Source organism: Methanobacterium spitsbergense (assembly GCF_019931065.1).
Classification (GTDB): Archaea; Methanobacteriota; Methanobacteria; order Methanobacteriales; family Methanobacteriaceae; genus Methanobacterium_B; species Methanobacterium_B spitsbergense.
Genome location: NZ_JAIOUQ010000007.1, coordinates 44,024 through 65,217 on the forward strand (window position 1 = coordinate 44,024; position 21,194 = coordinate 65,217).

At 35.7% G+C, this 21,194-nt stretch carries 22 protein-coding genes; 11 read left to right on the forward strand and 11 right to left on the reverse strand.

The genetic code is table 11. From position 1 onward, the window contains the following. Positions 1-416: 416 nt before the first annotated feature. Positions 417-1,667, reverse strand: a complete 1,251-nt coding sequence (locus K8N75_RS05815; RefSeq protein ID WP_223791163.1) for a pseudomurein biosynthesis peptide ligase pMurD2 — start codon at positions 1,665-1,667, stop codon at positions 417-419. A gap of 226 nt (positions 1,668-1,893) precedes the next feature. On the opposite strand from K8N75_RS05815, the gene hypD reads away from it, so the two are divergent. From hypD to K8N75_RS05850, 7 genes are all read left to right on the forward strand, one after another. Next, the gene (gene hypD, locus K8N75_RS05820) at positions 1,894-2,952 is read left to right on the forward strand and encodes a hydrogenase formation protein HypD (RefSeq protein WP_223791164.1); all 1,059 of its coding nucleotides are present in this window, start codon (positions 1,894-1,896) and stop codon (positions 2,950-2,952) included. Between the two features lie 45 nt (positions 2,953-2,997). Continuing rightward, a complete protein-coding gene (locus K8N75_RS05825; protein WP_223791165.1) occupies positions 2,998-3,675 on the forward strand; it encodes a phosphoglycolate phosphatase in 678 nt (225 codons plus the stop codon). 84 nt (positions 3,676-3,759) lie between these two features. Then, positions 3,760-5,064 carry a TldD/PmbA family protein gene (locus tag K8N75_RS05830; protein ID WP_223791166.1) on the forward strand — a complete coding sequence of 435 codons (1,305 nt, stop codon included), beginning with the start codon at positions 3,760-3,762 and terminating at the stop codon, positions 5,062-5,064. 4 nt (positions 5,065-5,068) lie between these two features. Continuing rightward, entirely contained in the window at positions 5,069-6,118 is a 1,050-nt protein-coding gene (locus K8N75_RS05835; protein ID WP_223791167.1) for a radical SAM protein, read from the forward strand. A gap of 59 nt (positions 6,119-6,177) precedes the next feature. Then, entirely contained in the window at positions 6,178-6,957 is a 780-nt protein-coding gene (locus K8N75_RS05840) for a sister chromatid cohesion protein PDS5 (RefSeq protein WP_223791168.1), read from the forward strand. A 62-nt stretch (positions 6,958-7,019) separates the two neighbouring features. Next, a complete protein-coding gene (locus K8N75_RS05845) occupies positions 7,020-7,241 on the forward strand; it encodes a hypothetical protein (protein WP_223791169.1) in 222 nt (73 codons plus the stop codon). A gap of 337 nt (positions 7,242-7,578) precedes the next feature. Next, on the forward strand, positions 7,579-7,923 hold the full coding sequence (locus K8N75_RS05850) for a hypothetical protein (RefSeq protein WP_476703443.1): 345 nt from the start codon (positions 7,579-7,581) through the stop codon (positions 7,921-7,923). Between the two features lie 46 nt (positions 7,924-7,969). Here K8N75_RS05850 and K8N75_RS05855 read toward each other — a convergent pair whose 3' ends face one another. The 10 genes from K8N75_RS05855 to K8N75_RS05900 all read right to left on the reverse strand — a co-directional run bounded on the left by K8N75_RS05855 (position 7,970) and on the right by K8N75_RS05900 (position 18,004). Beyond that, on the reverse strand, positions 7,970-9,232 hold the full coding sequence (locus K8N75_RS05855) for a methanogenesis marker 16 metalloprotein (protein ID WP_223791171.1): 1,263 nt from the start codon (positions 9,230-9,232) through the stop codon (positions 7,970-7,972). A gap of 161 nt (positions 9,233-9,393) precedes the next feature. Further along, positions 9,394-12,108, reverse strand: coding sequence for an alanine--tRNA ligase (gene alaS / locus K8N75_RS05860; RefSeq protein WP_223791172.1), 2,715 nt, complete (start codon positions 12,106-12,108; stop codon positions 9,394-9,396). 370 nt (positions 12,109-12,478) lie between these two features. Further along, positions 12,479-12,778, reverse strand: a complete 300-nt coding sequence (rpl12p, locus tag K8N75_RS05865) for a 50S ribosomal protein P1 (protein ID WP_223791173.1) — start codon at positions 12,776-12,778, stop codon at positions 12,479-12,481. Between the two features lie 51 nt (positions 12,779-12,829). Further along, positions 12,830-13,825, reverse strand: a complete 996-nt coding sequence (locus K8N75_RS05870; protein ID WP_223791174.1) for a 50S ribosomal protein L10 — start codon at positions 13,823-13,825, stop codon at positions 12,830-12,832. Beyond that, a complete protein-coding gene (locus tag K8N75_RS05875) occupies positions 13,825-14,463 on the reverse strand; it encodes a 50S ribosomal protein L1 (protein ID WP_223791175.1) in 639 nt (212 codons plus the stop codon). Before K8N75_RS05875 ends, K8N75_RS05870 begins: the two co-directional genes overlap by 1 nt. A 209-nt stretch (positions 14,464-14,672) precedes the next feature. After that, complete coding sequence (locus K8N75_RS05880) at positions 14,673-15,161, reverse strand: 50S ribosomal protein L11 (protein WP_223791176.1); 489 nt, start codon at positions 15,159-15,161, stop codon at positions 14,673-14,675. Beyond that, positions 15,161-15,604 carry a transcription elongation factor Spt5 gene (locus K8N75_RS05885; RefSeq protein WP_223791177.1) on the reverse strand — a complete coding sequence of 148 codons (444 nt, stop codon included), beginning with the start codon at positions 15,602-15,604 and terminating at the stop codon, positions 15,161-15,163. The genes K8N75_RS05880 and K8N75_RS05885 overlap by 1 nt, the downstream gene beginning before the upstream one ends. 79 nt (positions 15,605-15,683) lie before the next feature. Then, on the reverse strand, positions 15,684-15,869 hold the full coding sequence (locus K8N75_RS05890; RefSeq protein WP_048189894.1) for a protein translocase SEC61 complex subunit gamma: 186 nt from the start codon (positions 15,867-15,869) through the stop codon (positions 15,684-15,686). A gap of 186 nt (positions 15,870-16,055) precedes the next feature. Further along, on the reverse strand, positions 16,056-17,144 hold the full coding sequence (gene ftsZ / locus K8N75_RS05895; RefSeq protein ID WP_223791474.1) for a cell division protein FtsZ: 1,089 nt from the start codon (positions 17,142-17,144) through the stop codon (positions 16,056-16,058). Positions 17,145-17,434: 290 nt separating this feature from the next. After that, the gene (locus K8N75_RS05900; protein ID WP_048189896.1) at positions 17,435-18,004 is read right to left on the reverse strand and encodes a pyruvate kinase alpha/beta domain-containing protein; all 570 of its coding nucleotides are present in this window, start codon (positions 18,002-18,004) and stop codon (positions 17,435-17,437) included. Positions 18,005-18,227: 223 nt separating this feature from the next. Here K8N75_RS05900 and comA point away from each other — a divergent pair, with 223 nt between their 5' ends. From comA to K8N75_RS05920, 4 genes are read left to right on the forward strand one after another with little or no spacing between them, the layout of a single operon-like run. Beyond that, positions 18,228-19,004, forward strand: coding sequence for a phosphosulfolactate synthase (comA, locus tag K8N75_RS05905; RefSeq protein ID WP_223791178.1), 777 nt, complete (start codon positions 18,228-18,230; stop codon positions 19,002-19,004). Continuing rightward, a complete protein-coding gene (locus K8N75_RS05910) occupies positions 19,001-19,777 on the forward strand; it encodes an ATP-binding cassette domain-containing protein (protein ID WP_223791179.1) in 777 nt (258 codons plus the stop codon). The genes comA and K8N75_RS05910 overlap by 4 nt, the downstream gene beginning before the upstream one ends. Next, on the forward strand, positions 19,774-20,475 hold the full coding sequence (locus K8N75_RS05915) for a GTP-binding protein (RefSeq protein ID WP_048189899.1): 702 nt from the start codon (positions 19,774-19,776) through the stop codon (positions 20,473-20,475). The genes K8N75_RS05910 and K8N75_RS05915 overlap by 4 nt, the downstream gene beginning before the upstream one ends. Positions 20,476-20,502: 27 nt before the next feature. Further along, on the forward strand, positions 20,503-21,189 hold the full coding sequence (locus K8N75_RS05920) for a (Fe-S)-binding protein (protein ID WP_048189900.1): 687 nt from the start codon (positions 20,503-20,505) through the stop codon (positions 21,187-21,189). Positions 21,190-21,194 lie beyond the last annotated feature (5 nt).

Genomic DNA, 21,194 nt, shown 5'->3' on the forward strand with positions numbered 1-21,194 from the left:
TAAAAAAGTCTGCGAATTGATTACTTTTTAGATCTTCGATGAGATATTCTGGATGGTAAATAACTGGAACCTTACGAATTTTTGAACTGTCAACAACTTGTTGTCCACTAAGAACAGTCTCCCCTATACTAACCGCTGCAATTTCTGCAGGATTTTGAGCAGGAACGTATCCATCTACACTTTTTCCAAATGTAAATAATGCAACAGCAAAAATAACTAATATTAAAATTATAAATATAGGATTTTTCAGGATATTTACCAGAATAAACCCCTCCTCTCACTCATCATTTATCTTTCTCTCCTATCAATCCCATCCCAAATGTATATTATAAAAATAGATTTTATACTAAAAAGTATTTATAGTATGTGATTATGGGTTAGATAAGAGTAAAAAAGGGTTAGTACATATAAAATTATTAACTTCTCCTATGATTATTATTACAATTAGAAAGTTCAAATAATGCCTTTTGGAGGCACATAATCTTTTTTTGACCATTTCCACCTATAAAAATGTTTTTATATTTGGCTGTACACTTCACTGTTAAGTCCACAATATCTGTAACTTTTGTTACTATACAAACTTCACCTTCGTAGCCTTCATCTCTTAATATTTTAAGAGCATTATTGGTGGTGTTGTCTAATCCGGGGAATAATACCACAAGTGAAGGGTTTGCATTTGAAACTTCTTTCAATATATTGTAACGACATATTTCACCTTTTCTTGGTGTGCCCACCATTATAACATCCATATGGGCTTCGCTAAAAACAGCAGCAGCTGCATCAGGATTATCAGTTTTTCCAATTATGATCTGAGCTCCTTTGTAACTAATAGTTGTTGTTCTTCCCTCAACTATAATAAAATTGCTTAAAACATCTTCTATCAGTTTTGTGGGTATTTTCAAAATTTCAGCAACTTTAGAAGCTCCTGAAGCATTGTCCCTGTTAAAAACTCCAAATAATTTCAGTTTTCCAGTGTAAGGGCCGAAGAAAAAGGTTTCATTTGCACAATCTGCACAGCTTTTGAGTAAAATATCATTCTCATTTAAAAAAGCTTGTTTTTTACCATTTAAAAACTTGCAAACAGATTTTCTGTAGTTTTCTAGAGTTAAATGGTGGTCCATGTGGTCTGATCCCATATTGGTTACCAGGACCATATCAAAGTCAAAGACATGGGATGCAAAATCAAGTGTCATATCACATACTTCAACAAGAATGATATCATATTCTCTTTTTGAAGCTTCAAGTATAACTTTAGTGTATCCTTCAAAGCCTCCACCGGCATTTCCACCTAAAAGTACCTTTAAACCAGATTTTTCCAGTATGTCCCTTAACATGTAACATGTAGTTGTTTTTCCATTGGTTCCAGTTACACCAATTGTTAAAACAGATTTATGGGCTGTTAAAATATCTGAAAGCATTTTATGATCCGATATTATTTCTTTAGCAATTTTTTTACCCCATAAACTCGGACTAACAACAACTGCATCTGCAGAATTTATCTTTCCATAATCATGAAATCCAAGATCAAATTCTAAATTTGCATTTCCAAATTCATTTATTACAATATTTTCATTTAGATCAGAAGCGTAAACCTGATGTCCATAATCAAGGAGAGCTTTAACAGCATTTTTACCTTCCATTCCCAGTCCAAGAACAGCTACTTTCATTTTATTACCGTTTTATAATGATTTTTATATGAAATTTAAGAATATTTTAATAATTAAATATACATTTGATAAATAGGATTTAATAATACATGGATTATCCATACTTATTTTTATCTATCTGTTTTTACAATAGATATAACAAAGGTAATTAGATTATTGAAAATGAGTTATCATCCAATAAAATTTGAATCTAATTTCAAAATATTGAACTTATCATGGTGGCATAATGAAAAATTTATCAAAGGAAATAGTACAAAGAATTGAAAAAATTTCAAGACCAGTAAAGATAATGCATGTTTGCGGATCACACGAACACACTATAATGCAGCATGGAATAAGAACACTAATACCAAAAGAGGTTGAAATAGTTGCAGGACCAGGATGTCCTGTTTGTTGTGTGCCTTCAAGGGAAGTTGATGAATGCCTCTACCTAGCAAGGGAAGGGGTTACAATTGCTACCTTTGGTGATATGTTAAGGGTTCCCGGAACAAAAGGTTCTCTTGCAGATGCCAAGGCAGATGGTGCAGATGTCAGAATAGTATATGGCGTTAACAATGCAGTTGAAATGGCACAAAATACAGACAATGAAGTTGTTTTCATGGCCGCCGGATTTGAAACCACAGCACCAACAACAGCAGCTGAACTTGTAAACGGACCTCCAGAAAACTTTTCAGTTTTATCGAGCCACAGACTTATTCCACCGGCACTCAAATTTCTGATAGAATCAGGGGAAGTAAACCTCAATGCACTAATTGAACCCGGGCATGTTTCAACAATAATCGGAACAAAACCCTACGAACCATTTTCAGAGAAATATGGTATTCCCCAAGTTGTTGCTGGTTTCAACCCATTCGATGTACTCATAGCAATCTATATGGTTTTAAAACAGTTTAAAGATGGCAAAGCTGAGGTTCAAAATGAATACAAACGTGCTGTAAGAAAAGAAGGGAACATAAAGGCGCAGGAACTTCTTGAAGAGGTTTTCTACATAACAAGTAGGGAGTGGAGAGGATTTCCTGAAATTCCAAATTCTGTCTATGAAGTAAAGAAAGAATTCTCGGATTATAATGCTCGAGAAAAATTTGACATAGAAATAGGAGAATCTAAACCACTTGTAACTGGATGTATATGTGGTCCTATACTCCGAGGCGTTGCTAGACCAGAAGAATGTAAATTATTCAAAACAGAATGTAACCCAATGAACCCTGTAGGGGCTTGTATGGTCAGTAAAGAAGGAACTTGCAATATAGCTTACAGATACGGATCTTTTGATCCGTCAATGTAGAACTTCATTAGAACCCAATTTTATATTTAAAATACAGGTGAATGGATGATAAAAGCAGTAGCCCTTGATGTTGATGGTACTATCACAGATAAACGGCGAAGAGGATGTATAAGTGCCATAGAAACAATTTATAAAGTTGAAAATATGGGAATCCCCGTTATAATTACAACTGGAAATATTTTATGTTTCACAAGGGCATTATCAATATTTTTAGCCACTTCTGGAGGTATCGTCGCTGAAAATGGTGGGGTAATAGAATCAAATGGTGTTAAAAAAATTCTTGGAAATTTTGAAGTTTGCCAAGATGCATATAACTATTTGAAGTCTAAATTATCTGTAGAAAAAGTTCAAAACTCTGATTTAAGAGTTTCTGAGATAGCTCTGACCAGGAAAATTCCTGTAAAGAATGTTAAAGAAATTCTACGAGAGTTTGATGTCAGAATTTATGACAGCACTTTTGCAATACACATAACAGACCCTGTGGTAAATAAAGGATCATCCCTTATTAAAGTTGCAGCAGATATTGGGGTGAAACCCCATGAGATCCTTGCAATTGGTGACAGTGAGAATGATATGGAATTTTTATCTGCTGCAGGTACTAAAGTGGCTGTTTCAAACGCTGATAAGGAACTTAAAGATATAGCAGATTATGTTACCAAACAACCCCATGGAAATGGTGTAAAAGAAGCAGTGGAAAGATATATTCATGAAATTCAATTGTAAATGAATTTCTTTTCATCAATTCATATTTAATGAACAAATTAAACTTATTCAAAATATTTGACAAGATACTTTGAGGTGTAGTATATGATGCATAATATAGCAAATCAGGCACTTGATCTGGCTCTTAAATACACTGATCAGGCTGAAATTTATGTGGAGAAGGAAGAAGGTGTTAATGTTGATATTAAGAAGGATAAAGTAGACTTTGCAAAGGAAGCATTTACATTTGGACTGGGAGTAAGGGTGATCCTTGATGGGAGAATGGGATTTTCATATACAACCAATCTTGATAACATTGAACCAATAGTTAAAAGTGCAATCTTCAATGCTAAAGCCAATGAAATTGATGAGAACTTTGCATTTGCACCTAAATCAGAATACCCTAATATAAAGGGAATTTTTGACTCTAAAATTGAGTACTTGGATCTTGAAGATATAATCGGATTTGGAAATATCATGCTCGACACAGTACTGGATGAAAAATGTGAACCAACATCAGGTGGCTTTTCAACAGGTTACAGTAAATTCATAATTGCAAACTCAGAAGGTACAGTTGCCCAAGATGTTTCATCAATTTTTTCAGGTTATATTTCGGTTAATGTGGACGATGGAGAGAATGTATCCACTGCAAGTGAATATGACGCATCAAGATATCTGGATATAAATCCGGTACAAATAGCTGAGAAGGCATGTACAATAGCAAAGGACTCAAGAAATGGTAAACCAATAGAAACAAAAGATTTTCCAGTTATTCTTGACCATCATGCCGCTTCAGGACTTGTTGCAACATTTTCAAGCGCTCTTAATGCCGATAATGTTCAGAGAGGAAGGTCTGTTTTTGCCGATAAAATAGGTAAAGAAGTCGTATCCAGTTCTTTAAGTATATATGATGATGGAACTCTTGAGGGTGGCCTTCAATCAGCTGTTAGCGATGGTGAAGGTATTTCGAGCCAAAAAACACCTTTAATTGAGAATGGATTGTTGAAAAACTTTATGTACGATATTTACACCTCTAAAAAGGGAGGAGTTGAATCTACAGGTAATGGTATGAGATCATCGTATGGTGACGTTCCAGCAGTGGGTTTATCCAACTTCATACTTGAATTTGATGATATAAAAGATATTTCAGAGATTGACAATGGTGTGTTAGTTACAGACATTCTAGGGGCACATACAGCAAATCCTATTTCTGGAGACTTTTCTGTAGAAGCCATGAATGCATTTAAAATTGAAAATGGAGAGTTAAAACATCCTGTAAAAAAGGCTATGCTTTCTGGAAACATTTTCCAAGCAATGAAAGCTGCATCTGCAGGATCTGCGGAGGTACGTAAGATAGGGCCATTTGTGCTTCCTACAATACTAATTGAAAATTTACGAGTGGTTGGTTGATGTTTTGTTTGTTGATGGGATAGATGGACAGTTTAGTAGGAATATTATACATGCACTTCAGGGTTACTTTAGAATAGCTTCAAATGAAAAACCATCAAGGTTAAGGGCTTCTTCAAGCATTCCTGCAGGAAATTCCGAGGATATAAATATCTTATGGGATGAACATAAGAGTTTACTTGGAGAATACAACCAGAAATACGTTAAAACTTCTTGGAATGAAATTGAAAGACCCGAATTTTCTTTGTTAGATCTTAAAATTAAAATTGCAGATAAAATATTTGAGAACTGTGTTTTATGTGAAAGCAAATGCATAAAAAACAGAAAATTTGAGAGCGGGCTATGTGCTGTGAAAAAACCTTACATATTCTCTGAATTTTTACATATGGGTGAGGAACCACCGTTAATTCCAAGTCACACAATATTTTTTTCCGGATGTAATTTTGAATGTGTTTACTGCCAGAACTGGGATATTAGTCAACATCCTGATCAGGGTATGTTATTGGAACCAGAGAAACTTGCAAGGATAATCGATCTTAGACGCAGACAGGGTTCAATGAATGTAAATTTTGTTGGGGGAGATCCTACTCCTAACATGCCTTACATTCTCCATACAATGAAATATTCCAAGGAAAACATTCCTGTTGTCTGGAATAGTAATTTATATCTATCTAAACAGGGAATGAACTTATTAGATGGATTTGTAGATCTTTATCTAACAGATTTTAAGTATGGAAACAATGCATGTGCAATTGATCTTTCAGGAATCCCAAATTACTGCCAAATTATAAAAAGAAACCATAAAAAAGCATATAAATCTGCAGAAATGATAATAAGACATCTTATACTACCAAATCATATTGAATGCTGTTCAAAACCACTTTTAAAATGGATAGCCGATAATCTTGGGTTAGATGTTGTTTTGAATATAATGCCTCAATATAGACCAACCTACAATGCATTTAAACATCAAGATGTTTCAACTCTTCCCACCATCGACGAAATAAAGGAAGTAAAATCATTTGCAGAAGGTTTGGGGTTTATAAATTTAATATAATTTAAAATAGAATTAATCTTATTGTTATAGGGATATTCAACAATGAATGGAATGATTTTATGGGATTTTATGATTTATCAAAGGAGGAAAGACAGAAAATTGTCAAGGAAACTGAAAACAACATACTAACTGCAATAAATGATTCAGCGGGAAAATTGGATAAAAAGTTAGTTCCGGATGTTATATTGGCTTACGCATCTGATAGCGACACATACATCAGAAAAAATGCTTATATGGCAATAAGTAGGATATATTTAGGGCATAATGATTTACGAGAAAAAATACTTCAAATTTTAGATAACATGCTTGAAAATCCTGAAGAAAGAGTTAGACAAACATCTGTATATTCCATGGGCGAAATAGGAAAAAAAGATGCAAATTGTGTAATGAAAAAGTTTGAAAGAGCTATAAAAGACAAACACCCGTCTGTTAGAAATGCTGTTATAGGTGCACTGAAACAGATGGGTCAAAAAAATCCAGAACCAACATTTAACTTTGCACGAAAACATTTGCACGATGAAGATCCTGAAATTCGAAGGGTAGTTATCCATGGAATTGAACTCAGGGGTAGAACCCATCCTGGTGAAGTTTTACCACTTTTAGAAGAATTACAAGATGAAGAAGTGAAGAGCGTTCGAAATATGATTGTACATGTGATTGGGCAGATTAGCTATAAAGAAGAAAGTCTTGAAAAGGTAGTTAATAGTTTGAAAAAATGGCATAACAAGGAACTTGTTGGTGACGCAGCTAAAGAGATATTGCTGGTTCACATCAGATACAAATTTGCAGTAAGATCACCGGAATATGCCGAAGAGTATATAAAAAAACATTTAACTTGATTATTTAGATATCATTTAAATAAATTTTTTAATGAATAATAATATTTTGTAGGATGATTCTCATGGACAAATTAACAGACAAACTAGTTGTTGAAATTTATAATGACCTTAAAAAAGATTATTCCGGTGTCGATAGAATTGATATGGAAAATGAAAATGTTTTTCGGATCTATGCAGATGATGACACACTATGGAAAATATTTGAAGATATGATGAATGAATTTAATAGTATTGAATTTGATGCAGGAACTGGTGAAACTCACTTCCTAAGAGTTATAATATAATTAAAATACAAATATCATTGATCATTATAGAATTAGGACAAGATACAATATTCCTCCAAATCCTATTTAAAATATTTATTCTATTTACTACAGATTCATGGGGTTAATGTTTTGGGTTGTTTTATATCCCATGAAGATCAATTCTTAGGTTATTAACTATTGGATTTTAAACAAGATTCCTAAAATGCTTTTTTACTCTCAAATAAAGTTTTTATGCTATGAACTTAATATATATTCCACAGTAGAATATTAGTATAGGTTATAATTTAAATTTGAATAAGAATTACTTGGAAAATTTTTGTTGGTAGAAATGATATGCAAAAACTGTGGTGAAGAAATGAGGAATAGAGAAAATTACTGTCCCAGCTGTGGAATGGAACTATCAGTTCCCTATTCTAAATCACTAAAAGAGAAATATATTGCCGGGGAATATCAAGACCATCAAGAGGAACACATTATCCGCAAAAATAACCGGACTGAAACTGAATATCGTCCTAGAAAAGATACTAATGACTATGAACAGTACGATGATCAAACACTAGAAGAATATGAAACAAAAGAATCGGGTTCATCTGGAATTTTTACAGTAACTTTTTTGTTTTTAATTATGGCCCTTCTTTTTGGTTTTGTTATTGGAATGATCATATTCTCAGGAATATTCACAGGAATTTCCAAAATTTAAACCCAAATCCCTTAAAAAAAAATGATAAATAATCTAAAAGGTTATTTCATTCAAAACAACTGTTTAAAATAAATTTCCCATTTTCTATTTTTCGTTTAAGTTCGGCTGTTAGTTCACGTGCTCTTTTAATATCTGACTGTCTGCATATAATCGGCATTCCAATGGATTTATCATCAACATCGAATCTCACACTTCCAGATTCCATTGTAAATGCATTGTTAGGACATGAATATGCACACATTCCACAACCGAAACATCTTTGGGTGTTTAGAATATTTGTGTAAGCACCGGTAGGGCATCTTTCACGCACAATGCAGGTTTCACAGTTTAGACAATTTTCTGGATGATACACAGGTCTTTCGTCAGAACCTTCCCAAACTTCCCCATAATCTGTGGATCCTAATACCTTATGACGCCCACGTATATCTGTAACTGGGAGTACAATGTCTTTGTTGAGTATAAATGTTTGTTCTAAAGTACTTTGGTCTAGAATTGGTATTGCAGCAGCAACACTATCAAATACTTCAGGTCCAGCACCTGTTTTAAAACCACCTAAATAATGGGGGTCCATATCTTTCATATCTGCTGTTAACATTAGATTAGGTTTTTCATTGCTACTTCTTGTTCCACGACCGATTACAATACCTTCGCTTGCGTTTAACAAAATCTTAGAACCTGAACATATAGATCTCATCACTGGATCATTTTGTAAAGGGTTCAGCTGACCACACCCTGACACTGAAAGGCCTTTAAATGGACCTTCCATATCTATAGCATGGAAGATAGATGATACAACTTCTTCTGATGGATTTGTAAATGAATTATAATTTTTGAAGGCCAATCTTGTCCCTATCATCTGTGCTGTTCCAATGTCTTTGATGCTGGTTGTTGATTTAAATATTTCACCTTCAGTTGATTCTACTTCAACTTCTATTTCATTTCCACCAACAATGTCTTTAAATAAGAATCCCCCACCATATCCACTATCGTAGATACTGTGCGCAGTTCCATATATTATCAAATCAACTGATCCAAGCCATTCATTTGGACAGGGTCCAGGAAATCCAGGTATACCGTTTAAAAGAATATTTTTTGCTTTTTTAAAAGCGCCAGGATCCGCTACTGGAACATGGAGTATTGCAGCTGTTCCAGACATTATTCCACAAGTACCTGTGGTTACAACATCAACATCCTCTGCTTTGGGACTATTCCCTTCACGAACTAGTAAAGATACTTCCTCAGCTGTGAGAACTGTTGCATCTCCTTTTTTGATCTTTTTATTTATCTCTTCTATACTGCGGATCCTCATGTTCTTATCTCCAAGATGAATCAATTATTTAACTATTGTTATAATAATATTTAATAATAATTTTTGTTTTTATTCAACTCATCTTAATAGTATACAAAAATTGTTGTTAAACAGAAAGTTGTTATTGAAATATTAACTAAAAAATAATAATAATGGGTTGATCAACCTAAAATCTCTTTAATTTTGGTTAATGCAAATTCTAGCGCTTCTTGAATTTTATCAAAGTTCCGACCAGCTCCTTGTGCAAGGTTAGGTCTTCCACCACCGCCTCCACCAAGTATGGCTGCAGATTCTTTGATGATCAGATTTACCTTAACCCCTTTACCCATGGCATTCTTGGAGGAAGCACCAACGATCTTACCTTCACTATTTCCAATTATAACCACATCAACCCCACCATCTTTTTCCGTGATGTCAGTTGCGATCTTCACAAGTTCGTTCATGTCGGCCTCTACTACTCGACACAGTACTGGGGTATCACAAATTTCTACTGCATAGTTTACAAGACTTCTAATTTTTAATCCTGCAATCTCTTCTTTGAGTCTTTCAATATCATTTTTAAAGCCTTTCCATTCGGTGAAGAAACGATCACTGGTTTTTGGAAGCTGTTCAGGAGGTACTTTGAATACATTGCTGCTATCCTTTAAAAGATCATCATTTATTTGAACAGCCTTAACAGCAGCTTCTCCAGCTGAGAACTCAAGTCTTTCTACACCGTCTTGAATCCTTTCTGTTCTTGTAATTTTTATAAGACCAATATCACCTGTCTGTTTTACATGGGTTCCTGCACAAGCCTGAACATCAATATCATCTATTTTAACAGTTCTTATATTTGCACCTGGAACAACTCCTCCCTGATAAAGTCTGAAACCATACTTCTTTTCAGCTTGTGTTCTGTTCATCCATTTGGTGTGGACATGATAATTTTTCATTACAAGCCTATTTGTAATAAGTTCAATCTCCTGAATTTCGGTGTTTTCAATTCTTTTATAATGTGCTAAATCGATCCTAGACTTTTTAACACCTTTTTGGGCTCCTGCTTGCCATACATGATCCCCAAGTACTTTACGGGCTGCAGCTACAATTAAATGGGTTGCTGTGTGATTCTGTGTTAGAGATATTCTCCTTGATGGATCGATCTCTCCAGTAATACGTGATCCTTTGAATGGTTTCAATTTTGCAATGTCCTCTTGATCCATTCTATGGAGTACAATTCCCTGAACTTTTTCTGCATGTGTAACTGGGAATTTATCCATTTTATTCCCTTTAACTCGAATAAATCCTACATCGGATGGTTGACCTCCGCCTTCAGGATAGAATATGGTTCTATCGAGTATAACATTGTTTTCATGGAACCCAATTATTCCTGCTTCAAATTCTGTTTTATGTGGTTTGTCATAGAATGTGAGATCAGTTTCAGGAAAATTCAGTTCAACTATTTTTTTCTGTTCTACAACTTCTTCAGCATGTTCTTCAGCAACCAGAGTGTAAAAGTTGTCTGGAACTGCTGCTTTAAATTTTTCTGATATTGCTATTTCCTCAATGGTTTCAGGAGGCATTCCATGTGAATCATAGAGTTTTATAAGCATTTCAACCGGTATTTCATCTTTATTTTCTTTTTTAAGATCTTCAATGCCCTTTTTAACTAGCTGTCTACCTTTTGAAACGGTTTTCCCATATCTTTTTTCTTCTAATGTCACAACATTGAGTATATGATTTTGTTGATCTTTGATCTCTGGATATGTCGTTGAAAGGAAGTCTAACTGTATTTTCATAATGTCACATAGTGACTCTTTGAGTTCAAGATCTTTCATGAATCTTATGGTCCTTCTAAGAACAAGCCTTGCAAGATAACCTTCCTTAACATTTGATGGTATAACTCCATCTGCAAGCATAAAACAAAGGCATCTGGTATGATCTGCTATAACATAAACTGCTTCCATGGGTTCTGTTGCATTTTTAAGTTCTTCTGCAGAGATTTGAAGTTTTTCAGCAACTCTTCGCCGGAGTTCTTTCAAATCTGCTATGTCTTCTATATCCATCATACCTGCGATTCGAGCATTTTCTCCAAGTATTTGTTCGTTTAACTCAACACCGGCAAGTTTTTTAAGCTGGTCTATCACTGGTCCAAATGAAGCATCATAAGCTGTGGGTGTTCCTTGAGATATCCATGCAAATCTTTCAAGACCATAACCAGTATCAACAATTTTGAGTGGAATTTCTTCAAGTCCTTCTGGTGTTGTTTTGTATTGGATGAAAACAAGTGTTGCAAGTTCCACGCCTCGAACACATATTTCATAACAGGGTCCTGCATTTCCCCCACCTTCCCACCATGATTCAATGTAAGTTATTTCGGATGGATCTATTCCTATATGTGTTATAAAATCGTGACAGTATTTTACTGTTTCATCCTTCCAGTATACCATATCCTCTTCTGTGTTGAATGCATGATGTGCACCCATAGTAAAGCATGTCATATGTCGACCTGTTCTACCTACATTATCAACATCGTTCAGTCTTATTGATGGTTGCGCAATAACCAATGGATTTGCAGGAGGTTCAACAAGACCCGAGGTAACCCAAGGTTGGAAATCGTATATTGATGCCCCAACAAGAAAAACATCGTCTCTCCACCTTTTTGCGAGGACGGGGTATCGTTTGATTGGGGTGTGTCCTCTTTCCTTAAAGAAGTTATTGAATTCCTTCTGAATATCGAATAGATCATATTTTTTAGATGTTGCAGGGTTTCCGATGAATTCATATTTATCGCAGGGTGCATCCCCACAAGTTTCCCTATCTCCAATGGACCAAAAGTCATTTCCACAGGTTGCACATGTTTTCTTTGTATATCCTAGTTCTTCTAGCTGGCGAGACATGGTAATCAACATAAAATTTTTAATATATATTTCACTAAAATTATTTGATTAATTAGTTTGATACAAGTTTAATTTAATTTATTATCAACTTTTCAATCTATATAGGGAATTTATTAAAATAGCTACTCATCCCTTTATTCTAGTTGATCTTATTTGGATAAAAACTTGTTTAAATATTTGTAAAATAATTTCAAAAAAATAATCCTTAATAAAAGTATTTTTATAAAATTTATTGAATCTAATTTTTTAAAGTTGTTTAATTTTTTAAAAATAAGTTGTATTGATTTAAAGTAAAAATAAAAATATTTGAGAAAGATCGACTTGCATTGAAAGTTAAATAATGCTTTTGATCTTTAAAAAAAGAAAAGAATTATCCAAAGAGAGCGCCGAGACCGGCTGCAGCTTCTTCTTCTTTTTCTTCTTCGTCCTCTTCTTCTTCTTCCTCTTCTTCAGCGGCGGCTGGTGTTGTTGCTGCTGCGGCTGCTGGTGCGGCTACTGCAGTTTTTTGTATAGCATCTTCGATGTCAACATCTTCTAGAGCTGCAATTAATGCTTTAACTCTTGCTTCGTCAACTTCTGAGCCTGCTGCTTCTAAGACTTTCTTCACGTTTTCTTCGTTAATTTCCTGACCGGTTGTGTGCAATAACATTGCTGCGTATATATACTCCATTATAATCACCTCAAAGTTTAAATTTTACTCAATTTCATTAAATTAATTAAATTAGCCGAATAGAGCGCCGAGTCCTGCTGCTGCATCTCCTTCCTCTTCTTCAGCTTCTTCTTCATCTTCTGGTTCGTTATCTTCTTTGGTTTCAACCTTAGTAGGGTTTGAACTCAGTTTTTCACGAATCTCGTCGTCTACTGCATTTTCATCCTTAGCTGATGCTTCGGCTGCAACAGATAGCATCTGTGCGTATGCTCTGGCAAGCAGTATGTCCCTTGTTTTTGAATTTAATATCTCTGCGTTTAAAGCAAGGTTTAACGACTGTGTAGCAGCTTTCTGGAGTAATACTGGTACAGATTCCTTGTTGAATATCATTGCTTCTACTGAAAGGTTTAATCCCTGAGTAAATGCTTTTTGAATATCTGCTAAGGTTTTTTCCTCGTCTATTGTTAATATATCAGAGGTATAAACAGTTTGATCCTCATAAGCTGCACGAAGATCAATTCCAACTTCTAATGGGAAAATTTCAAGCCTTGTGAGTATGCTTGCAACATCCCTTGGAATAGGTTCTCCAGCGGCTACAATGGTTTTGTCATTGGTTATAACAATTTTTCCCTTTTCTATTTTTGCAGGAATACCACTTTTTTGAAGCTCACCAAGTATTGGACCGGGTTTAAATGCTGTATCTCCCTTAGGAACAACAATATCCTCTGGTGCTATACTTCCTGCCTTAGCAGGGGCTGCTGTTTTACTGCCTTCAAGAATCTTGTAAAGTTTAAATGGATTCATGTTTGTGAATATCAAGGCAGGTTGTCCATCCATGTGCTCTTCAAGCGCAGTTATGTTCTCTTTATCGGAGCTGTTCAATGCAAGGCTCATAAGAGTTTTCCTTGACATCTTCAGTGTTGCACTGTCTTTGAGTGATCTGCGCATTTTCTGTAGCTGAGGGGCTGGTATATCTGAAAGGTTAGCCATACCCACTACTTCATGGCTTTCAATTAGTTTCTTGAGACTTGCTACTTCATCTTTCTTCCATTCAGCAACATGAGGCATTAGATCACCTTCGCTACTGGACCCATGGTTGTCTTTACATACATGGATTTTATTTGGCTTCTACCTTTCTCAAGTTTCCTGTCTAATATATCAAGCACTGCTTCAATATTAGCTGCAATGAGCTCATCATCCATATCTTGAGTACCGACAATTGCTTGGACAACTGGTTGGTCCTTCATTCTAACTTTTGCTGTATTTTTAAGTCTCTCCATTAACGGCTCGGGTTTAGCTGAGGCCGGAACTGGCTTTGGCATTTTTTTCCTTGGTCCTAAAACTGGTCCTAGGAATCTACCCACGAAGGGCATGAGATCTGCCTGTGCAACGAAAAAGTCATGCTTGTTTGCAACCTTTTTGGCTGCTTTCCTGTCTTTTCCAAAGGCTTCTAAATCTTCTTTGGTTATAACAAGATCTGCACCTGCATTTTTCGCTTGAAGAGCCAGTTCTCCTTCTGCTATAAAGACAATTGATACGTCTTTACCACGGCCACTTGGGAGAAACACTTCTTCGTCTATACGGTTTTCTGGCTTTTTCACGTCTAAATCCTTGATGGTTATTACAACATCAACGGATTGTGTGAAGTTTCTCGGCTTTGAATCCGCTTTAGCCTTCTTCACCGCTTCCAATATCTCTTGTTTCATCTAATTCCTCCATGAACTTTTTAATTAAAAGTTCACACGAATTATTTTCTTTGTACTGTGTTCCATGATATGATTTTGGCCATATCTATGAATTTGAATTTGTGAAATACTATTGAATTTTATTATGATTATGATAATTGAACTATCATTACATAAAAGCATGATCATTAAATTTGATCATCAAAAACTCAATTAAAAATGAAATAAATTTAGGTATCTTGGACGAGTATTTCGTCGTAGACTCCCTGGTCTATCTCTTTCTGCACGTCTCGGGGATCTTTTCCTTCAACAGTTATTCCCATACTTACGCATGTGCCAATAACTTCTTTTGCAGCATTTTTATAGTCATTTGATAATAGTGCATCGAACTTCATACGTGCGATCTTCAATGCCTGTTCAACCTTGAGATCTGCAATCTTGTCAAGTCCAGGATCTTCTGATCCCTTTTCTAAATTGAGTTCATCAATGATCAATGCAGTGGTTGGTGGTGTACCTACTCCAACTTCAAATTCTTTGGTTCCTATGTCAACTACTATCTTGACTGGTACTTTCATGCCTTCGAAATCAGCTGTTTTTTTGTTGATCTCTTCAACTACTTGCATCATGTTAATGCCCAGCGGACCTATTGCAGGACCTAATGGTGGACCTGGTGTTGCTTTTCCGCCGTCTATAAGAATTTCTACGGTTTCTTTTGCCATTAATCTGCCTCCTTCTGTATTAATCTAATTTGGTCACCTTTAACTGTAACTGGAATTGGAACTGCAGCCTCAATAAGTTCTAAGACCACATCTTCTTTTGATTCATCTATCCTAACAACTTTGGCTTTTTCTCCCTTAAATGGGCCGGATATAAGTTCTACAATGCTTCCTTTTTGTACTGAAGCCAGTATAGGTTCCGGATTTAGAAAGCTCTTTACCTCTTCGTAGGGTATTTCCCCTTCGATTGCACCCTTCATGTGAGGCACTTTAAAGGCGGGATTTTGCATATCAATCTTGGTTGATGATTCAACTAAAATATATCCCCTGAGGCTCTCTGGAACAAGGATGGAATTTACTTCAATTCCGCTGTTTTTAACATTTCTGCCTATTAGCCTTGCTACGTTTTTTTCTTGACCTACAAGGGTTCTTATTGCATAAATCAAACTATCACTAACCTTTAATAAATTATTTCTTAAACAGTGTTATAAATGATTTTAATATGATCTTGAAAATTTAATTCATCTAAATTTGACCTAAAAGTTGAGCGGCTATGCTAATTATAAAGCCAATAGCACCTATTATCAGGACGCCTATCCCGGTTATCTTTGCAACATTCATGAATTCTTCTCTGCCTGGTTTTTTAGACACATGCAGAACTCTTTGACAGAGTTTTATAAAATCGACGATAGATTTTTTATTCAAGTTCATAGAAATACCCACTTCGGTTATAATTATAGAGAATGAGAATTTTTAAAATTTAGATAGATCACATTAGGAGGGTATAGGTTTAGGGATTTATAAACCTTTCCATTTACTGGAAGATGGTAATCACTAAACTTAAGGAAAATGGGGTAGATGTTTAAAAGTGGGTTTTTGCCTTAATAAAATGTTGGATTAAAAAACACCATCTATAAATTCTTCCAATGAAGATTCAGGAATACTTTCTCGTTGTTTTTCTTCAACGAATTCCTTCTCACCAGGCATTCCAAATATGTGCGGAGACTTTACTCCAGCAACAACAATTGTTGTCCTGATAACATTTTCAAGGTCTTCCTGTATCTGAGTTCCCCATATTATATTTGCATCTGGATCTAATTCGTCAGCAACTATTTGAACGACTTTTTCAGCTTCGTGCAGTGTCAGATCCGAGCTTCCTGAGATGTTGATCAATGCACCTTTTGCATTGGATATGTCCAAGTCAAGAAGTGGACTGTTAAGTGCCTCGTGAACAGATTCTATTGCTCTGTCACCAGAGTCTGATTCACCCATTCCAATCATGGCCATACCAGATCCCATCATTATGCTTCTAATATCTGCAAAATCGAGACTTACTAGACCAGGTTTGGTTATGAGTTCGGTAATTCCTTTAACTGCTCTTCCAAGAAGTTCATCTGCAACCATGAATGCCTTGTTTATAGGCAGGTTAGGTGCGACTTCGAGTAGTTTGTCGTTTGGTATTACTATCACAGTATCTGCAGCACTTTGGAGCTTTTCAAGGCCCTTTTCTGCATTTTCTCTTCTTCTGAGTCCTTCTGCACTGAAAGGCATGGTTGCAACTGCAATTGTTAAAGCGCCGATTTTCTTTGCTAACTTGGATATGACAGGTGCAGAACCAGTTCCAGTTCCTCCACCTAAACCGCAGGTTACAAAGACCATATCTGCCCCTTCAAGTTTTTCCTTGAGTTGTTCCTCACTTTCTTCAGCACTTTCTTCTCCGATATCAGGCATTCCACCTGCACCGAGTCCTCCACACGTAGATCTTCCAATCAACAGCTTATGATCAGATTTTGAATAAAAGAGATCTTGTGCATCCGTATTAACGGAAAGTGTGCCTGCACCTTCGACTCCTATCTCCGCAAGTCTTGAAACTGTGTTATTTCCAGCCCCTCCAGTTCCTACAACGAAAATTTTAGCCCGGCTTCGTTGGATAATCTCTTTAAGATCGCTGTCGATGTTGTCGTCATATGAATTGCGCTCTTCCATGGTTGATCTTTCCTTTCTTTTTTCAGATTCCTTTATGGTATTGTTTATAAGAGATTTCAATTCCTACCCCCACAGCTAATGTTTTATTATGTTAATTGTGTTATTGTACTAACTTATATTTAAAAGCAACGGTATTTTTAATGATAATTTACCACTGAACTATGATTTTTAACCGATATCATTTAAATCTCATAGAATGTTATGCACGAAGCAAATGTGAACTTACTTGTTTCACTTGTTTCTAGTGTGAACAATCTGAAGGAAAGTTGGGTCATTGCATCCTCTCAAGACTAAGGTCTTGGCATTGCAATGATCTCATTTATTTTGAGGTCAAAGAAGTTTCCCATGTGAGCTGGTTTCAAAACAATAGCTGCATCTAAACCCTTTGCAGTTCCGCCTACAGCAATAATCTCTGAATCTGTAGGTATAAGGCCGGCATCAGATACCATTATACTTATTTCCACACCAACTTTAACTCCCTGAGAGAATAGGCGAAGAGTGGCTGCAATAACTTCTACAGGAGTTATACCTCCGAATTTATTGGATATTCCTCTTCCAACGCCGCTTAATGAATGCGATCCAACATAAATTTTTACACCCATTTTTTCTAATTCAGTTCTGTTTTGGGATTCAATTTCAATAGAATCATCGCCCTTGAAACCAGCATGATGTGTTACATTAACAATGTTCACTTTAGGATCTCCGATGCTCTTTGCAAGCTTCACACCAGATTTTCCTGATGCAGATGCAACAACAACATGATCAATACCAAGTTCTTTTCTCCTGATCTTTACCAGTTCAATTAATTTGTTGGTATTTTCTTCTCCAGGATTTTCGAAGTAATGGATAGATTTTTCCATACAAACCATCTCCTCTAATTTAAATTATTATTTTGTACCATTATGTTTCAGTGTTAATTAGTTATGTGTACTATATAAATTATTTTTTTTATTACTTCCATACTTTTTTTAATATTGGTTAATCTAATTGAAATAAATATTCTGGTTTAAGAAATTTTTTGTATTGTTTAATTAATGAAAAAAGCTAACTATGAAAATATACATAACAAAGTAAGGTGATGCAATGAATGCATTTGATTTTCTTACAAATGATCGTGTTAGAAACCCTGAAGAGGGTATTACAATGATGTTAGACAAAGGAATGGGTCCTAACATGGTAGAAGACTTTCTGGAGATATCAAGATCCTATGTTGATCTAGCAAAACTCGGATGGGGAACTTCCGCTATTCATGAAAGAGAACTAATAAAATATAAGGTTGATACGTATTTATCCAATGATATTATTCCATATCCTGGAGGAACACTCTTTGAACTGGCATATATTAAGGGTAAATTTGATGAATTTTTAGTTGAATCAGATAAACTAGGATTTAAGGCAATTGAAATATCAGATGGTACAGTTGATATTACACCCAAAGAAAGGGCGAGAATAATTCGTGAAGTTAAAGAAGTAGGGTTCATGACTTTAACAGAGGTAGGTAAAAAGGATCCAAAAAAAGACCATCATTTTACAGCCCAGGACAGGGTTAAACTTGTAAAATTGGACCTTGAATCTGGTGCAGATAAGGTTATAATAGAGGGAAGAGAGGGTGGAAAAGATTTGGGTATTTTTAATGGTAAAGGTGATGTAAAGGAAGACGATATTCAAGTTTTTGTTGATAACCTTGACATTAATAAATTGATATGGGAAGCTCCCCAGAAAAATCAGCAAACTTATCTAATACTTAAATTTGGAGCCAATGTTAATCTTGGAAACATATCTCCCGAGGAAATAACAGCCCTAGAAACAATGAGAAGAGGTTTGAGGGGAGATACTTTGGGAAAGGTGAATCTTTTATGATTGATAAAATAACCATAATAGGCGGCTACAACAAACAGGGAGAAAAGGAACCTGTAGAAGAAGTAGTTATAAAAAAAGGAGAAATATTTGGGGTTGTGGGTCCAACAGGGAGCGGTAAAAGTTCTCTTATAGGGGACATAGAGCAGTTGGCACAGAAGGATACCTTCTCAAAGAGGAAAATCCTAGTAAATGATGAAGAACCAAGCTACGGTGATAGAACTAATCCGCGAAAAAAAATGGTTGCCCAGTTATCTCAGAACATGAACTTCCTAGCAGACATGAGTGTTGGTGATTTTTTAAGTCTTCATGCTAAGTGCAGAGGTGCCAGCAGTAAATGTGTGGATGCTGTAATAAGCCTTGCAAATACACTAACTGGAGAACCCATAAAATCCGACCACGAACTTACCATATTAAGCGGTGGTCAGTCAAGGGCCTTGATGGTAGCAGACGTAGCAATTATCAGCAATTCTCCAATAGTACTTATTGATGAGATAGAAAATGCAGGTATAAAAAAACATGACGCTCTTAAGGTACTTTCAGGGCACGGGAAAATAGTTATGGTTGTAACCCACGATCCTGTACTTGCACTAATGACAGACAGAAGGATTGTAATGAAGTCTGGGGGAATGGAAAAGGTGGTAGGCACAACAGAAGCTGAAAAATCCCTTTCCAAAAAATTAAATAAAATAGATGAACTCATGTTGAGTTTGAGGGATCAAGTTAGGAATGGGGAAGTTATTGAAGACATTGAAATGGGGGATGTTGTATTATGAAAATGATAATTGTTGCAGGAACCCCTGGATCTGGAAAGACAGCAGTACTTATACATGCTCTCCGAAGCCTTAAAGAAAGAAATTTAAAATCATCAGTAGTAAAAATAGATTGTCTCTATACCGATGATGGTAAAAAATTCGAAAAAATTGGTATACCCACCAAAGTAGGCTTGTCAATGGATATGTGTCCAGATCACTATGCAATTTATAATATAGAAGACATGATAGAATGGGCAGATGAAAACGATTCTGAATATCTTATTGTTGAAACTGCAGGATTATGCCATAGATGTGCGCCATACACTATGAATAGTCTGGGCGTTTGTGTTATCGATGCTACAAGTGGACCAAACACCCCTCTCAAGGTGGGTCCATTTTTAAGTACAGCAGACATTGCTGTTATAACCAAGGGAGATATGATATCACAAGCAGAAAGAGAAATATTCCGGGAAAGAGTCCTTGAAGTTAATCCAAACTGCAAAGTAATAGAAGCCAATGGTCTTTCAGGTCAAGGATGTATTGAACTAGCAGAAGAAATGGTCAAATCCAAGGAAGTATCCCTTGATGAGGAGAAATTAAGACATTCAGCACCCCTTGCTGTTTGCACACTCTGTGTTGGTGAAACAAAAGTTAATAAGAAACATCACAGAGGAATACTCCGAAGAATAGATGGATTTCAAACATACGAAGGAGAATAGAGATCTAGTGAACCAAAGGGGAATGATATGAAGAACAATTCCATAAATTCAGATCAGAGATCGAAAGTAGTAAAATTATTGCCTGGTTTTAACTGCGGAATATGTGGATATGCTCGGTGTGATGAGTTTGCACATTCACTCATGAAAAGTGGAACAGAACTTGGGAAGTGTAAATTTTTATACCAGGAAATATTCAATGAAAACAGAAATGAACTAGAAGAATTATTAAGGGAAGAACATATATTGCCTGCTGAAAAGAAACCAGTAGGCCTTTTGGATGGATATGAAGCAGATTTTATTTTAAACCCCCTTCCAGAAGAAAGTTCTTGCAGAGAGGTTCTTTATCCATTTACTAGGAAAGTCCTCAAAGCAGGGGATGTTGTGAGGTATAGGCCTCTAGGATGTCCAATAATACATTTTGCAAAGATATTAGACGAGGACAATGGGTTAATAACAGTTCATATGATAGGGCCATGTCATAGAATTGATCCAGATGTAGAATTTGATTATATGGATATTGGTGTGTGTATGGTGGGAGGATTTGAAGGGATTATAGATGGTAAATTACCAGCTGTTGGAGAAACCATTAGATTCCTTCCAGGACACTGTATGATGCAGAAGGTTCACTCTGGAATTGTTGTACAACTTGTTGGTAGAAGGGCTGTTATAGAGGGAATAGACCTCAAAGTATGGGCACCTCCAATAAAAGGATGAATTTT

What these genes read in the sequence shown, in the direction of transcription:
- K8N75_RS05815 (WP_223791163.1), bottom strand. Translation starts at nt 1,667, where the DNA reads ATGAAAGTAGCTGTTCTTGGACTGGGAATGGAAGGTAAAAATGCTGTT.
- hypD (WP_223791164.1), top strand. Translation starts at nt 1,894, where the DNA reads ATGAAAAATTTATCAAAGGAAATAGTACAAAGAATTGAAAAAATTTCA.
- K8N75_RS05825 (WP_223791165.1), top strand. Translation starts at nt 2,998, where the DNA reads ATGATAAAAGCAGTAGCCCTTGATGTTGATGGTACTATCACAGATAAA.
- K8N75_RS05830 (WP_223791166.1), top strand. Translation starts at nt 3,760, where the DNA reads ATGATGCATAATATAGCAAATCAGGCACTTGATCTGGCTCTTAAATAC.
- K8N75_RS05840 (WP_223791168.1), top strand. Translation starts at nt 6,178, where the DNA reads ATGGGATTTTATGATTTATCAAAGGAGGAAAGACAGAAAATTGTCAAG.
- K8N75_RS05845 (WP_223791169.1), top strand. Translation starts at nt 7,020, where the DNA reads ATGGACAAATTAACAGACAAACTAGTTGTTGAAATTTATAATGACCTT.
- K8N75_RS05850 (WP_476703443.1), top strand. Translation starts at nt 7,579, where the DNA reads ATGAGGAATAGAGAAAATTACTGTCCCAGCTGTGGAATGGAACTATCA.
- K8N75_RS05855 (WP_223791171.1), bottom strand. Translation starts at nt 9,232, where the DNA reads ATGAGGATCCGCAGTATAGAAGAGATAAATAAAAAGATCAAAAAAGGA.
- alaS (WP_223791172.1), bottom strand. Translation starts at nt 12,108, where the DNA reads ATGTCTCGCCAGCTAGAAGAACTAGGATATACAAAGAAAACATGTGCA.
- rpl12p (WP_223791173.1), bottom strand. Translation starts at nt 12,778, where the DNA reads ATGGAGTATATATACGCAGCAATGTTATTGCACACAACCGGTCAGGAA.
- K8N75_RS05870 (WP_223791174.1), bottom strand. Translation starts at nt 13,825, where the DNA reads ATGCCTCATGTTGCTGAATGGAAGAAAGATGAAGTAGCAAGTCTCAAG.
- K8N75_RS05875 (WP_223791175.1), bottom strand. Translation starts at nt 14,463, where the DNA reads ATGAAACAAGAGATATTGGAAGCGGTGAAGAAGGCTAAAGCGGATTCA.
- K8N75_RS05880 (WP_223791176.1), bottom strand. Translation starts at nt 15,161, where the DNA reads ATGGCAAAAGAAACCGTAGAAATTCTTATAGACGGCGGAAAAGCAACA.
- K8N75_RS05890 (WP_048189894.1), bottom strand. Translation starts at nt 15,869, where the DNA reads ATGAACTTGAATAAAAAATCTATCGTCGATTTTATAAAACTCTGTCAA.
- ftsZ (WP_223791474.1), bottom strand. Translation starts at nt 17,144, where the DNA reads ATGGAAGAGCGCAATTCATATGACGACAACATCGACAGCGATCTTAAA.
- K8N75_RS05900 (WP_048189896.1), bottom strand. Translation starts at nt 18,004, where the DNA reads ATGGAAAAATCTATCCATTACTTCGAAAATCCTGGAGAAGAAAATACC.
- comA (WP_223791178.1), top strand. Translation starts at nt 18,228, where the DNA reads ATGAATGCATTTGATTTTCTTACAAATGATCGTGTTAGAAACCCTGAA.
- K8N75_RS05910 (WP_223791179.1), top strand. Translation starts at nt 19,001, where the DNA reads ATGATTGATAAAATAACCATAATAGGCGGCTACAACAAACAGGGAGAA.
- K8N75_RS05915 (WP_048189899.1), top strand. Translation starts at nt 19,774, where the DNA reads ATGAAAATGATAATTGTTGCAGGAACCCCTGGATCTGGAAAGACAGCA.
- K8N75_RS05920 (WP_048189900.1), top strand. Translation starts at nt 20,503, where the DNA reads ATGAAGAACAATTCCATAAATTCAGATCAGAGATCGAAAGTAGTAAAA.